Genomic DNA, 13,209 nt, shown 5'->3' on the forward strand with positions numbered 1-13,209 from the left:
CTATGCGCGGTTGCGGTGACCGCGTTCCGACCACGCGGAAAACTGCTGGGGTCGCCCGATAGCAAACACAAACTATGACAGATACAAACGAAAAAATCAGAAGCCTGTTCCTCACGGCGCTGATGGTCTTCTCGGTATTCGCCGGGACCATCGCGTTCTCCGGTGGCGCAGCCGCCGCCGGCGCAAACGTGGGCATTGAGCAGGCAGTAGAGTATAGCGCGAATAATGGGGCAAACCCCGCACAGATCGAAATAGCACTGACCGATACGGGTTCCAACTCCGGCAGCAACTTCCAGCTTGACAACGCCACCATCTACATTGATGGTGACAAGAACCCCAGCAAGTACATAGTCAGTAACAACAGCGGCAAACAAGGCGGTGCCCTGCAGGGCACGAATGACCAGCGGGTCTTCATCCCCCTCGACAAGGATGTCGAACCTAGCCGCAACCTGACTGTCCAGATCGGTGTTACGAACAGCACCGGCGATGCTGTCCTCACTGCTGAAGATATCGATGTGACATCCAGTGAAGTCGTTGCAGACGGTTCAGGTGACGACCAGGACCAGAGTATCTTCCGCGGCGAGGTCATTGCCATCGAAGACACGACCGCAAACGCCGGGACCTCTCCCAGCGTTGAAGTCAAAGAACAGGGCGGTAGCGTTGAGTTCCGCGACAACTACGCCACGGATAGTCAGGTGTACACTGTCGATACCTCGAACCTCGACACTGGTCAGACGTACAACGTCTCAGTTGCTGGCCAGAACGAGGACACCTTCACCGTCAGCGACCTCAACCTCGAAGTGAACATTGACGACGATGTCGGCGACGGTGCCAACATCGACGACACGGATACTCTCGCAGTCAACGTTTCGACGAACCGCGGTGGCTCCACCGCCAACGCGACGCTGTTCAACGCGGATGACGACCCGGTCGCAGAAAGCGACCTGAACAACAGGGAGAATCCGCAGTTCAAGACGCTGAAAGGCAACAGCAACGTCGTGTTCGACTTCAACAACGTGAGCGCCGACGACAGTCCGTACTACGTTCGTGTGACGGACAACACGACCGGCGTCTCTGCGGAGTCCGACCAGATCAACGTCTCCGAGTCCGACGAGGGTGAGGCGAGCTTCGAAACCTCGACCGTCCAGGACGAGGTCGGTGACGTTGTCAACATCACAGTGCAGGTCGACAACACTGAAAACGCCGTCATCAACGTCGGCGACCAGAACGACGACAACTACTACATCCAGGGTCAGCTCGAGGATGACGACGGTGACGGCGAAGTCACTGTTCAGTTCAACAGCTACACCGCTGGTGACTACAGTAACAGTACGGTCCTCAGCGTCCCCGGTGACGACGACATTGATAACATCGAGGAGGGTGGCGACTACGCCCGAGGCGGCCTGAGCGGCGACACGCTCGAAGCCGGCTCCTACTCGATGAACGTGACCGCTGGAACCTCCCCGGACGTCACCAGCCCTGACACGGTTGGAACGGTCCGACTCAACGACAACTCCGTTGAGAGCATGCAGACGTGGGCCGCACCGAGTGACGCAGACATTAGCGACGATGATGTCGATGTCTACGACCGCATCGGTGTGAACCTCACGCAGTCCGACAACGTCGCGGCTGAGGACGTTGTTGTCCACCAGATTCAGGCCTCCGGCCTGGAAGGTGCACTCGAATACGAACAGGAAGATGGAAGCGCCTCTGACGCAACTGAGGCGTTCATCGCAGCTACCGACACCACGCCGGACCGCATCAACAGCGGTGACTCGACGGTTTCGGGTCTCCGACTCTACGTCAACCGGACTGACGTCGGTGCAAACGCTGACCCGCAGCCGATCGACTTCTCGAACAGCAGTGACGCGGTGACTGTTGTCGACGACCCGGACAACAACACCTACTTCGTCGCTGTTGATACGAGCGACGTTGCATTCGAAAACGGCAAGACGATCGCCAAGGAAGAGGACACGCGCCTCAACGCCACCTTCTCCGTCCGAGAAGGGCCGCTGACCGACGACCGGAACAGCGAAAGCGCACTCTACCGGACGTCCGAGCGCGACGCGCAGCTGGACCTTGACGACGACAACCTCGTCACGGTCTCGGCTGCCGCGGGTCAGGAAGTGACCGGCGAGACGAACGTCGCACCCGGCTCCGAGCTCGAAGTCGAGATGGAGTCCGAGAACGACGCGAACCCGTTCGTCCTCCGTCCCGAAACTGATGTCGCCACCGATGGTACATACACCGCCGTGGGTGACTTCAGCGACTACTCCGCTGGAACGAACTTCACCGTCCAGACGCTAGACGTCGACGGTGACGATGACTTCAGTGACGAGGAAGACGGTCGCATCGTCGAAGCTGACACGGCAACTGTCAGCATCAGCGACCAGGAATCCGATGGTAGCGAAGTCACTGTCGACAGCGCGCAGCTGTCCGAGGGTGGCTTCATCGCCGTCCACGCCGGTAACGCATCCGGCGACGTCATCGGGAACTCCGACTACCTCGAAGCAGGTAGCCACGACGACATCACGATCACGCTCGACGAGCCGCAGGACGAGGACTTCACCGCGGTCGCGATGCCGCACCTCGACACCAACGGCAACGAAGCGTACGACTTCCCCGGCGATGACGGTCCGTACACCTCGAACGGTACGGCTGTCACGGACAGTGCGAACGTGACCATCGTCGAGGAAACGGCAACGGAAACCGAGACGGAAACGGAAACCGAAACGGAAACCGAAACCGAAACGGAAACTGAAACCGAAACGGAAACCGACATGGACACCGAAGAGCCTGAGCCCGAGACCACCGCAGAGGAAGGTCCCGGCTTCACGGCAGCCATCGCGCTCATCGCGCTGGTCGCCGCTGCGCTCCTCGCTGTCCGACGCGACAACTAACCGGAGCAGTTCCGGTCCCTGAACACCGTTCTTTCTTTCGCGCGCTACGCCGATAGCGGTAGCACTATCGACAGACGGTCTGACGGCGACACCGCACAGTAGCGCAACGACAAAACATATACGCCGGTTTGGCTAACGTACGACCAATGAGTGAGACAGTCCTGCAAGCGGGCGTCGACATCGCTGGACTGTCGTTCGACCCGGTCACGGTCTCGGAGCCGCTGATGTGGCTCGTCCTCGCGACGTTTCTGGGGAGCGTGGCCGTCGCTCAGTACGACGAGCGGTTAGCCCGCCCTGTCGGGACGGTCGGCTGGGTGGTGTTCGCGGCGTACTGGCTCGTCCTGGCGCCGCATTTCATCCTGATACAGAAAAGCGTCGTCGAGGGGCTGGGAAGCGTCATCGCCGTCCCGCTGTCGCTGTACACCGGCTACCTGCTCTGGAACGGTCGGGAGTCGCTGCTGGTGTTGACCCGCGCCATCGGTATCATGGGCGTCATCTACGTCCCCTTTCTCACTATCGGCCCGTTGCGGCAGGCTATCATCGAGGTCGTCACCGATCAGGTGGCCTTCCTCATGACCCTCATCGGCTACGACCCGACGGTTGTCGGCGGGCTCTCGCACAACGGCATTGATATCGCATCGAAGCAGTACCCCTACGAGAACACGTTCTGGTTTGACGGCAACGAGCGGCCGATAACGTACACCATAATCCTCGCGTGTACGGGCATCGGCAGCATCTCCATATTCGCTGGCGGGATACTGGCGGTCGCGGCTCCGTGGCGGCGGAAGCTTCGCGTGCTAGTCGCGGCTGTCGGCATCATCTATGCCCTGAATCTGCTCCGGAACGTCGGAATCGCACTGGCCTTCGGCCTCCAGAAGGCCCAGTTGTTCCCGGAGACGGTCATGACCCTGTTCGGTCTCAGCGACGCACAGCTGGTGTCCTACTACATCGTCGACCGGATTCTGGCGCAGTTCGGCTCCGTTATCGTCCTCGTTGGGCTTACGTGGGTGCTGATGCGGGAGCTTCCGGAGCTCACCGTCATCGTCGAGGACCTCCTGTTTCTGGTGACCGGCACGGAGTACGACCTCGGGACGGCGTTCGAAAAAGACCAGACCGAGCCCGGTAGCCCAACGCCCGGCGACGACTGAACTGGGACGGCGCTATTCTAGGTCGGCTCCGGCAATCGACGCTAACGCGTCCGCTTCGAGCGGGTGGAGCGAACCGGGAATCACGAGCAGATGGAGCGGCTCGCCGAACGTCTGTCCGGCGAGGTCATCGAGCGTATCAGCGACGACTAACGGGTCCGGGCTGCCGGCCCTGGCGACGACGACGCCGAGCGTGTCCGGGAACGGCTCCGACAGCAGTTCGGCGGCGTGGCTGGCGGTCATGTACGTGTCGTCGCTCTCGTCCCAGTGGGGGTCGTCGACCTTGATGTCGAGATAGACGAGCGTATGCAGATCCCGATCCCGATTGTCCTCGATGGTCGCCACGACGCTGTCCGGAACGCCGTCGCCGCCGTGGGCGTCCTCGAAGGGCAGCGTCGTGGCCTTCCCGAAGCGGTAGTTCTGCAGGCCCGTCAGCGAGCCGGCGGCCGTCTGAGCGGTCGTCCCGTGGACGATCCGGGTCCCGATACCGCGGTCCGCAGCCCGAAGCCGGAGGTCGGTGTGTGTCGTCGACACCATCGTATCGCCGGCGGTACAAAAGACGACGTCCTCGTTCTCGGCGGCTGCGAGGATCGGTTCCGGGTTCTGCTCGATGCCGGCCCGGTCCCTGATTTCGATAGTCGTCTCCAGCGAGGCTTCCAGGGTTTCGAGGTCGGTGCCGACCAGCCGGCTCGTGTAGAACTCGGCGAACACGCGGTCGGCGTCCCGGATGGCGTCGCGGCCGGCGACCGTGACCGAGCGCTCGTCGTAGAGGCCCAGTCCGACGAATGTGAGCATATCCGGAGTGGGTCGCCGTCGGGGATAAAGGGCGCGAAGCGTCAGGCTTACCGCCCGCGGTCTGGGAGAGGGGGTATGGGCGTTCCCTGCGTTCGCGTTCCCCGCGAGGCCGGCGAAGAGACGCGCCAGCGCCTCGCCGAGGCAAACCTCGTCGACGACGGCTACGACATCACAGTCGTCGACGGACAGCTGTACGTCCCCGTCACCGACCCCACGGCGGTGCCGTCGGACCTCACCGTCGTGGAGGCAGACCCGCCGGTCCGCGAGGGCCAGACGATGCCAGCGGACGGTCTCGACTTCGAGCCGAGCTACGAACGCATCGGCGACGTGGCGATCGTCGATGAGGACGACGACGAGCGGGCGGGGCTGCTCGCCGATGCGATCATGGATTCGGACCTCCCCGTGCGAGCGGTGTTGAACCGTGCATCGAAGATCAAAGGCGAGCAGCGGGTCCGGGACTGGGAGATCCTCGCTGGCGAGGGGACAGAAGTCACTCACCGGGAGTACGGCTGTACGTTCGACCTCGACCTCGCCGAGGTGTACTTCTCGCCGCGGCTGGCGACGGAGCGCCATCGCGTCACCGAGCAGGTCAGCGAGGGCGAGCAGGCCTTCGACATGTTCGCGGGCGTCGGCCCGTTCGTGATTCCGTTCGCCAAGAGCGGGGCGACCTGCGTCGGAACCGACATCAACGAGACGGCAATCGAGTACCTGCGTGCGAATGCGGAACAGAACAGCGTCGCCGACCGTGTGACGGGTATCCACGGCGACGTCCGCGAGGTCGCCGTGGAGTACGAGGACTGGGCCGACCGCGTCGTGATGAACCTGCCCCACAGCGCCGACGACTTCCTGGAGACCGCTGTCCGGCTGGCGGGCGAAGAGTGTGTGCTTCACTACTACGACATCCAGCACGAGGACGACCTGTTCGGTCCCGGCGAGCGGGCGATCCGGTCGGCTGCGGAGCCGGTTTACGACGTGACGGTCGAAACGCGCCACACCGTTCGGTCGTATGCCCCGAAGGAACACAACGTCGTTCTCGACGTTCGATTGACACGCTGAAACGAACAGTTATATTCATTCGTCTGATGGTGGGGAATAGTAGCAGATGGAGGTGAGCGAGGATGACGACATCGACATCCACAACATCTCGCCGACAGCGTGGCGACTCCTCCGCGTCGCGGCGGGGTTCGGCCAGCGGGAGGTCGAGGTGGAAATCGACGACATCATGCAGGCTCACATCTCCATGCTGGAGAACAACAACCGGAGCCTCTCGGAGCAACGGCTCGAAGTGCTGTTCGAACTGTACCAGTCGGAACTGACCACCGAGCAGGTTCGCGCGCTGGTTTCGAACTTCTAACCATGACCGAACGGACATTCCACGGACGCCGAGACGCGGCGGCTGACCAGCGGGGCCGGCCATGACCTGGTCGGGCCGAACGCGACCGCGGCGAACGGCAGCGGCGATCGTCGTCGCGCTCGCCTCGACGGCCGCGATAGCCGCGGCCCCGACGCCGCCCGGACTCGGTATCGCCGCCCAGTACGCGCTGGCGACGATGGCCTTCGCGGCGATTCTCTGGGTGACGGACGCCTTGCCGCTCCCGGTGACGGCGCTGTTGATACCGGTGTTGCTGACGGTGTTCGGTATCTACACCGAGATGGAGGCCGCACTCTCGGGCTTTGCCGACCCACTGATCTACCTGTTCGTGGCAGGGTTCATGCTCGCGAAGGCGCTCCAGACCCACAACATCGACCGCCGAATCGCGCTGTACCTGATTAGCTGGATGGGGCGCTCACCGCGGCTGCTCATTCTGGCGATCATGATCGGGACGGCGTTTCTCTCGATGTGGGTGTCGAACACGGCGACGACGGCGATGATGACGCCGGTCGCACTGGGTGTGCTTGCCGAGGTCGTCGGTCGAGATGTCCCCGATGGCGAGGCCTCGAACATGCGTATCGCGACCTTGCTCGGCACGGCCTACGCGGCAAGCGTCGGCGGGGTCGGAACGCTCATCGGCACGCCGCCGAACGTCGTCGCCGTGGCGTTTCTCGACAGGCTCATCGGCGTCGAGATTTCGTTCGTGCAGTGGCTGGCCATCGGGCTTCCCATCGTCGTGTTGACCCTCCCGCTGACCTGGTACGTCCTGACGTTCTGGCTGTATCCCCCGGAGGTCGAGGACGTGAGCGGAGCGAAGGCGCAGGCGAAAGCGTACCTCGAAGAGGAAGGACCGCTGTCAGCGAGCGGTCGGCGCGCTGCGTACATCTTCGCGGCCACGGCGGGCCTGTGGATTCTCGGCGGGCTCGGGTTCCTGTTCGAAGGCATTCTTCCCGATCCCGTGTTCGTGACGCTGTTCGGCGGCGGGGGCGAAACAGTGTTCGGTCTGACTGGGCATCGCGGCATCCTGTACTTCGTGGTGGTCGGACTGCTCGCCATCCCAGCACTCGTCCTCTCGGGGGCTGACGACTGGGAGAACTTGGTCGACATCGACTGGGGAACCATCATTCTATTCGGCGGCGGCATCTCGCTGGCGGACGCGCTTGCCGAAACCGAGGCGACGACGTGGCTCGCACGCACTGTCTTCGACACGCTAATCGGCGCGCCGCTCGCCCTCGTTGTACTCGCCGTCATCGTTTTTACCGTGCTGGTGACCGAACTGTCATCGAACACGGCGACGACGACGATACTCGCCCCGGTCCTCATCGGCCTCGGGAGCGTGCTGGCCGGCACACTCGGCGTCGAACCGGTACAGGCGGCCGTCACGCTGACCGTTACCGGGGCTATAGCGGCGAGTTTCGCGTTCGCGCTCCCCGTCGCCACCCCGCCGAACGCTATCGTTTTCGGCAGCGGCCACCTGGAGCAACGAGACATGATTCGGGCCGGCGTCGTGCTGAACGTCCTGATGACGCTCGTGTTGACGGGGCTCGTCCTCGCTTCCTTCGCGGTCCTCTGGCCCCGCGTGCTCTGGTAGGCCACTCTTCAGTGTGGCTCGTTCTTGAGGAAGTGTATATAAGCATAACTACATTTTTTCCAGGTATCCTTAACATTTAATAGGGTATGTCACAACGGAACGTACAGGCCGTGTATCATTGATACACGGGCGCAAAACGACCTATGACTGGAAAACAAGACCGGCGTACGTTTCTGAAGGCGGCAGGAAGCACAGGTGTCCTCGGACTGACCGGCCTCGCTGGCTGTTCGGGTGATGGTGGCGATGGCAGTAGCGACGGGGGCGACGGCAGTGACGGCGGTAGCGACGGCGGTAGTGACGGCAGCGGCGGCAGCGATGGCGGGTCCACCGGAGAGAGCGGCAGTGGAACGAACGTCATCAAGCTCGGCGGCTCGATGAGTCTCACCGGGGACAACGCAGACCTCGGGCAGTTGTACAAGGACGCCTACGAACTGACGATACAGCGTATCAACGAGTCCGGCGGCGTCGAGGCCGGCGACGGCAACACCTACGAACTGGAGATGGTCCTCCGGGACGACGGGACCGACGCCTCCCAGTCGAAATCCATCTATCAGGAACTCATCGACCGCGAGGGGATCGACTATCTGCTCGGGCCGTACTCCAGCACGGTGACCCTGCCCGCGAGCGCCGTGGCTGCACAGAACCAGAAACCGATGGTCGAGGGGGGCGGTGCGAGCCCGGAGATCTTCGCGCAGGGCAACGAGTGGATTTTCGGCCTCCTGCCGACGGCGAACAAGTACGCACTCAGCGGCTTCGACATGGCACTGGCACAGGACTCGCCGCCTGAATCAGTCGCCATCCTCGCGGAAGACGACACCTTCAGCCAGTCTACGGCGGAGGGGGCCCGCTCGAAAATCGAAGATGCGGGCCTCGACCTTGTCGTCGATGAGACCTTCCCGTCGGACACGTCGGACCTCTCGACGAGCCTCGGGAAAGTTCGGGATGAGGATGCCGACGTTGTGCTTCTCTGTGCCCACCAGAAGCACAACATCATCCTGGCCAACCAGATGGAAAGCCAGAACGTCAACCCCGATATGGCGATGGGAACCGTCGGCAGCCTCAACGACTCGTTCAAAGACGAGGTCGGCGCCAACGGTGATTACATCTACGGCCCGACGTCCTGGGACATCAACGCTGACTTCGAGGACCCTGTGTTCGGCGGCACACAGGACTTCGTTTCGGCCATCAACGACAACTACGACAGCGCGCCGGACTACCACAGTGCGGCCGGGGAGGCCGTTATCATCACGTTCAAGGACGCCTTCGAGAGCGTTGACGAACTCGGTCCGACGGCAGTGCGGGACCACATCCGCCAGGCGTCGTTCTCGACGGTGTACGGCACAGTCGAGTTCGACGACTCCGGCGTCATCGACAAGAACATGCTCGTCAGACAGTGGCAGCCGGACCCGGGGCTCCAGACCGTCTATCCGGACAACGTGCGACAGTCCGAGCCCATCTATCCGATGCCGGACTGGAGCGAGCGCTGAGAGCGATGGCAGCAACGCAGTTCGTCGTCAACGGGCTGCTCGTCGGTGCGCTGTTCGCAGCCGTTGCTGTCGGCTTCGCGCTCATCTGGGGCGTGGTCGACATCATCAACCTTGCACACGGCGAGATGGTCATGCTTGGCGGGTACACGTCCTACTGGGTACTGAAAGTCGGGACTGGCACTGCGGAGAGTTCAGTGTTCCTGTTCCTGGCGTCGATACCGGTGGCAATCGGGCTGCTGTTCGTCGTCGGGTACTTCCTGCAGCGGACCCTCGTCTCGCGCGTCATCGGGACGGACGTGTTTCTGACCCTGCTGGTGACGTTCGGTGCGAGCATCGCTATCCAGCAACTGGCGATCCGGGCGTGGACGGCCAACCCCCGGTCTATCCAGGTTCGATTCGCCGAACAATCGATGTCACTCGGCGGCATTGTCGTGCCGAAAATGAAACTCATCGCCTTCGCCGGCGCGCTCGTCCTCACTGTCGCCATGTACGTCTTTCTCCAGAAGACCCGGACGGGTCGCGCTATCCGGGCTGTCTCACAGAACCCGGAGGCTGCGGCGCTGGTCGGCATCGACGTCGAGCACACCCGCGCAGTCACATTCGGCGTCTCATCGGCCATCGCCGGCGGGATCGGCGCGTTCATCGCCGTCATTCTGAACATCCAGCCACAGATGGGGCTCATCTACACGCTCAAGAGTTTCATTATCGTGGTGTTCGGCGGCGTCGGGAGCATTCCCGGAGCGCTCGTCGGCGGTCTCCTGCTTGGGTCCGTCGAGGAACTGGTTTCGGGGTTCATCTCCTCACAGTGGACGCTCGCGGTGAGTTTCTCGCTGCTCATCGTGTTGCTCGTCGTCAAACCGAAGGGCCTGTTTGGCGAGGGGGCTGAACAATGAGCACGACAGAAGAGGAGTCAGACGGCGCACTCCGGTCGATACTGCCGCCGAAGCAGGTCGACTGGTTCATCAATACGTGTGACCACTACGGCTGGGCGCTGCTCTTGGTCGGTGCGTTGGTCGGGGCCTCGTTCCCCGTTCTCGGCCTGGAGGGCGGCTACTACATGACTGTCCTCACGGAGATGTATCTGTTCGCCATTCTGGCGCTCTCCTGGGATATCGTCGGTGGACAGACCGGCTATCCGAGTTTCGGGAACATGGCCTTCTTCGGCATCGGTGCGTACGCGACAGCCATCCTGACGAAGGACTTCGCGCTCGCGTTCCCGACCGCGTTCCTGCTGGCCGGCTTGCTGGCCGTCAGCTTCGCGGGGTTCATCGGCATCATCGTGCTCCGACTCCGCGGGCACTACTTCGCAATCGCAACGTTAGGTGTCTTGCTGGTTGCCCAGCAGGTGTCACGGATTCTCGACATTACCGGCGGATCAAGTGGGAAGATACTACTGGAGACACCGACTGCCGAGACGTTCTACTACCTGTTTCTCGGGTTGCTCGTCGTCGAAGTCGGACTGGTGTACTACATTTCGGGGACGCGCTTTGGCTTCGTTCTGAACGCCATCCGCGACGACGAGGAGAAGGCCACGGCGATGGGGTTCAACACCACCTACTACAAGACGGCCGCGTGGATGCTGGCCGGCCTGTTCACGGGCTTTGCCGGCGCCGCGTACAGCCTGTTCAACACGTTCATCGACCCCCAGACGGCCTACAACGGCGCGTGGAACGTAGAACTCATCGCGATGGCGTTGCTGGGCGGGTCCGGCACCGTCGCCGGCCCCGTCATCGGCGCGTTCGGCCTCCACACGATCATCGAACTCGTGGAGACGTTCGCGGTCGGGTGGCAGCTCGTCCTGCTCGGTGGAGCCGTCATCGTCACGGTCATCGGCTTCCCAAAGGGTGTCGTCGGAACGCTCAGCGAATACGCCAGCCAGATGGACTACTACAAACACGGCGGCATGGCCGCCACGGGCACCGATGACGGATCGGAGGTGAGTGCCGATGAGTAAAGCGACGAGCGGCCCGACGGCCGACACGGACAGCGACCGTGCGGTGCTGCGGACGGACGGTGTCACGAAGCGCTTCGGCGGCCTGACCGCCGTCGACGACGTGGACATCGAGATCCACAGTGGCGAAATCGTCGGCCTCATCGGGCCGAACGGGGCCGGCAAGTCCACGCTGTTCAACTGCATCACCGGGACGCTGACGCCCGACGAGGGCCGTGTCTACCTCCAGGGCGAGGACGTGACGGACTGGCCCGAACACAAGATCGCGCGGGCCGGCCTGGGGCGGATGTTCCAGGAGACCCGCATCTTCGGAGACATGACCGTTCGGGAGAACTTGCTGCTGGCGGCCCAGGAGGGCGGCGCTGATATCAGCAGCCTCCTGCGTCGCCCCGACAGCTCGCTGCTTGCTCGAACGGATGAGCTACTCGATTACGTCGATCTCGGTGGGTTAGCGGAGACCCGCGCCGGGCGGATGAGCTTCGGCCAGCAAAAGCTGCTCGAGTTCGCGATGGAGCTGATGTCGGAACCCGAAATCCTGCTGATGGACGAACCCGCCGGCGGCATCAACCCCTCGATGCTCGGGAACCTCATCGAGTACATCCGCAGCGCAAACGAGGAACAGGAGTCGACCATCTTCCTCATCGAACACAACATGGACTTCGTCATGGACATCGCCGACCGTATCTACGTCCTGGCACACGGCGAGCGCATCGCCGAGGGGACGCCCGAAGAGATACAGAACGACCAGCGCGTGCTCGACGCGTACCTCGGGAGGGAGTGAGTATGGCATCCACACCAGACGCCACGGGCGAACCGACCGAGGACACGGTGCTTCGGATGGAGAACGTCACGGCCGGCTACGGCAACACAACCGTCCTGCACGACGTGAGCATCGCCGTCGAGGACCAACAGGTCGCCTGTCTCATCGGCCCGAACGGCTCGGGTAAGTCCACACTGATGAAGAGCATCTACGGCTTTGCGGACGTCCAGTCCGGGACGGTATCGTTCCGCGGCGAGGAGATCACTGGCCGGTCGCCCCAGCAGAACCTCGCCAACGGGATGAGCTACGTGTTGCAGGACGCCAGCGTCTTCCCGGGGATGAGCGTCCACGAGAACATGCTGATGGGCGGCTACGTGTTCAACGACGACGACCGCGCCGCCGCCCGCGCCGAGGAACTGTACGAGGAGTTCCCGGTGCTGGCCGACCTCCGGAGCCAGTCGGCCGGCACCCTCTCGGGCGGCCAGCGCCGCCTGCTGGAACTGGCCCGCGCACTGATGGTCGAACCGGACGTGATGATGCTCGACGAGCCGTCTATCGGGCTCGAACCCCGGTTCATCGACGACGTGTTCGAGCGCATCGAGCAACTCAACGACCTGGGGACGACCATCCTGCTCGTCGAACAGAACGCCGAGAAGGGACTGTCTATCGCCGACCGGGGTTTCGTCCTCGCCAGCGGCGAAATCAAGTTCACCGGCACGGGGACCGAACTGCTTAACGACGAGGAAGTCGGACGCTTGTATCTAGGAGGCTGACAGATGTACACGATACTTGTACCCGTCGATGCCGACGAGGACCGCGCCCGCGGCCAGGCCGCCTTCGTCGCGGAGCTACCGGCTGCTGATACCGATATCACGGCCGTCATCACGCACGCACTGACCAAGGAAGAGGCGGAAGCGCCCGAGGAGATACGCAACGTCGAGCGCATTTCGACAGTCAGGCTCGTGCGCGACTACCTCGAAGACCACGGCGTCGATGTCCAGTTGGCCGAGGGGCAGCAACCGCCCGCGGAGGGCATCATCGATCTGGCCGAGGAGTTCGATGCCGACCAGATCGTCATGGGATCCAGAAAGCGGTCGCCGACCGGGAAAGCGGTGTTCGGGAGCGTCTCCCAGCAGGTCCTGCTTGAGGCGGACGACCCGGTCACCGTCGTCGGTGCTCGCGAGGAGTGAGAGCGACTCCCTCGCCGG

Annotated in this window: 12 protein-coding genes; 11 read left to right on the forward strand and 1 reads right to left on the reverse strand. The window is 62.9% G+C overall.

Going from position 1 to position 13,209, the window contains the following annotated elements; all coding sequences use genetic code 11:
• Positions 1 to 74: 74 nt before the first annotated feature.
• Both ACY9XZ_RS18885 and artA read left to right on the forward strand, forming a co-directional pair.
• Positions 75 to 2,900 carry a DUF7282 domain-containing protein gene (locus ACY9XZ_RS18885; RefSeq protein WP_463458541.1) on the forward strand — a complete coding sequence of 942 codons (2,826 nt, stop codon included), beginning with the start codon at positions 75 to 77 and terminating at the stop codon, positions 2,898 to 2,900.
• A 146-nt stretch (positions 2,901 to 3,046) separates the two neighbouring features.
• Positions 3,047 to 4,048 carry an archaeosortase A gene (artA, locus tag ACY9XZ_RS18890; RefSeq protein WP_463458542.1) on the forward strand — a complete coding sequence of 334 codons (1,002 nt, stop codon included), beginning with the start codon at positions 3,047 to 3,049 and terminating at the stop codon, positions 4,046 to 4,048.
• 12 nt (positions 4,049 to 4,060) lie between these two features.
• Here the strand turns inward: artA and dph5 are convergent, their stop codons facing one another.
• Entirely contained in the window at positions 4,061 to 4,840 is a 780-nt protein-coding gene (dph5, locus tag ACY9XZ_RS18895) for a diphthine synthase (RefSeq protein ID WP_463458543.1), read from the reverse strand.
• Between the two features lie 75 nt (positions 4,841 to 4,915).
• On the opposite strand from dph5, the gene ACY9XZ_RS18900 reads away from it, so the two are divergent.
• The 9 genes from ACY9XZ_RS18900 (at position 4,916) to ACY9XZ_RS18940 (ending at position 13,191) form a co-directional block, all read left to right on the forward strand.
• Positions 4,916 to 5,896, forward strand: a complete 981-nt coding sequence (locus tag ACY9XZ_RS18900; protein ID WP_463458544.1) for a class I SAM-dependent methyltransferase — start codon at positions 4,916 to 4,918, stop codon at positions 5,894 to 5,896.
• 46 nt (positions 5,897 to 5,942) lie between these two features.
• Positions 5,943 to 6,194, forward strand: a complete 252-nt coding sequence (locus ACY9XZ_RS18905; RefSeq protein ID WP_463458545.1) for a hypothetical protein — start codon at positions 5,943 to 5,945, stop codon at positions 6,192 to 6,194.
• A gap of 61 nt (positions 6,195 to 6,255) precedes the next feature.
• Positions 6,256 to 7,803 carry an SLC13 family permease gene (locus ACY9XZ_RS18910; RefSeq protein ID WP_463458546.1) on the forward strand — a complete coding sequence of 516 codons (1,548 nt, stop codon included), beginning with the start codon at positions 6,256 to 6,258 and terminating at the stop codon, positions 7,801 to 7,803.
• A gap of 143 nt (positions 7,804 to 7,946) precedes the next feature.
• Entirely contained in the window at positions 7,947 to 9,290 is a 1,344-nt protein-coding gene (locus ACY9XZ_RS18915; protein WP_463458547.1) for an amino acid ABC transporter substrate-binding protein, read from the forward strand.
• 5 nt (positions 9,291 to 9,295) lie between these two features.
• Positions 9,296 to 10,183 (forward strand): branched-chain amino acid ABC transporter permease, encoded by an 888-nt coding sequence (locus ACY9XZ_RS18920; RefSeq protein WP_463458548.1) that lies wholly within the window; start codon positions 9,296 to 9,298, stop codon positions 10,181 to 10,183.
• The gene (locus tag ACY9XZ_RS18925; protein WP_463458549.1) at positions 10,180 to 11,244 is read left to right on the forward strand and encodes a branched-chain amino acid ABC transporter permease; all 1,065 of its coding nucleotides are present in this window, start codon (positions 10,180 to 10,182) and stop codon (positions 11,242 to 11,244) included. The genes ACY9XZ_RS18920 and ACY9XZ_RS18925 overlap by 4 nt, the downstream gene beginning before the upstream one ends.
• Entirely contained in the window at positions 11,237 to 12,022 is a 786-nt protein-coding gene (locus ACY9XZ_RS18930; RefSeq protein ID WP_463458550.1) for an ABC transporter ATP-binding protein, read from the forward strand. The genes ACY9XZ_RS18925 and ACY9XZ_RS18930 overlap by 8 nt, the downstream gene beginning before the upstream one ends.
• A 2-nt stretch (positions 12,023 to 12,024) precedes the next feature.
• Positions 12,025 to 12,774, forward strand: coding sequence for an ABC transporter ATP-binding protein (locus tag ACY9XZ_RS18935; protein ID WP_463458551.1), 750 nt, complete (start codon positions 12,025 to 12,027; stop codon positions 12,772 to 12,774).
• Between the two features lie 3 nt (positions 12,775 to 12,777).
• Complete coding sequence (locus ACY9XZ_RS18940; protein WP_463458552.1) at positions 12,778 to 13,191, forward strand: universal stress protein; 414 nt, start codon at positions 12,778 to 12,780, stop codon at positions 13,189 to 13,191.
• Positions 13,192 to 13,209: the final 18 nt, after the last annotated feature.

The organism is Haloarcula sp. HT12, assembly GCF_055271655.1.

Coding starts and splice junctions, on each gene's coding strand:
- ACY9XZ_RS18885 (WP_463458541.1), top strand. CDS start 75: ATGACAGATACAAACGAAAAAATCAGAAGCCTGTTCCTCACGGCGCTG.
- artA (WP_463458542.1), top strand. CDS start 3,047: ATGAGTGAGACAGTCCTGCAAGCGGGCGTCGACATCGCTGGACTGTCG.
- dph5 (WP_463458543.1), bottom strand. CDS start 4,840: ATGCTCACATTCGTCGGACTGGGCCTCTACGACGAGCGCTCGGTCACG.
- ACY9XZ_RS18900 (WP_463458544.1), top strand. CDS start 4,916: ATGGGCGTTCCCTGCGTTCGCGTTCCCCGCGAGGCCGGCGAAGAGACG.
- ACY9XZ_RS18905 (WP_463458545.1), top strand. CDS start 5,943: ATGGAGGTGAGCGAGGATGACGACATCGACATCCACAACATCTCGCCG.
- ACY9XZ_RS18910 (WP_463458546.1), top strand. CDS start 6,256: ATGACCTGGTCGGGCCGAACGCGACCGCGGCGAACGGCAGCGGCGATC.
- ACY9XZ_RS18915 (WP_463458547.1), top strand. CDS start 7,947: ATGACTGGAAAACAAGACCGGCGTACGTTTCTGAAGGCGGCAGGAAGC.
- ACY9XZ_RS18920 (WP_463458548.1), top strand. CDS start 9,296: ATGGCAGCAACGCAGTTCGTCGTCAACGGGCTGCTCGTCGGTGCGCTG.
- ACY9XZ_RS18925 (WP_463458549.1), top strand. CDS start 10,180: ATGAGCACGACAGAAGAGGAGTCAGACGGCGCACTCCGGTCGATACTG.
- ACY9XZ_RS18930 (WP_463458550.1), top strand. CDS start 11,237: ATGAGTAAAGCGACGAGCGGCCCGACGGCCGACACGGACAGCGACCGT.
- ACY9XZ_RS18935 (WP_463458551.1), top strand. CDS start 12,025: ATGGCATCCACACCAGACGCCACGGGCGAACCGACCGAGGACACGGTG.
- ACY9XZ_RS18940 (WP_463458552.1), top strand. CDS start 12,778: ATGTACACGATACTTGTACCCGTCGATGCCGACGAGGACCGCGCCCGC.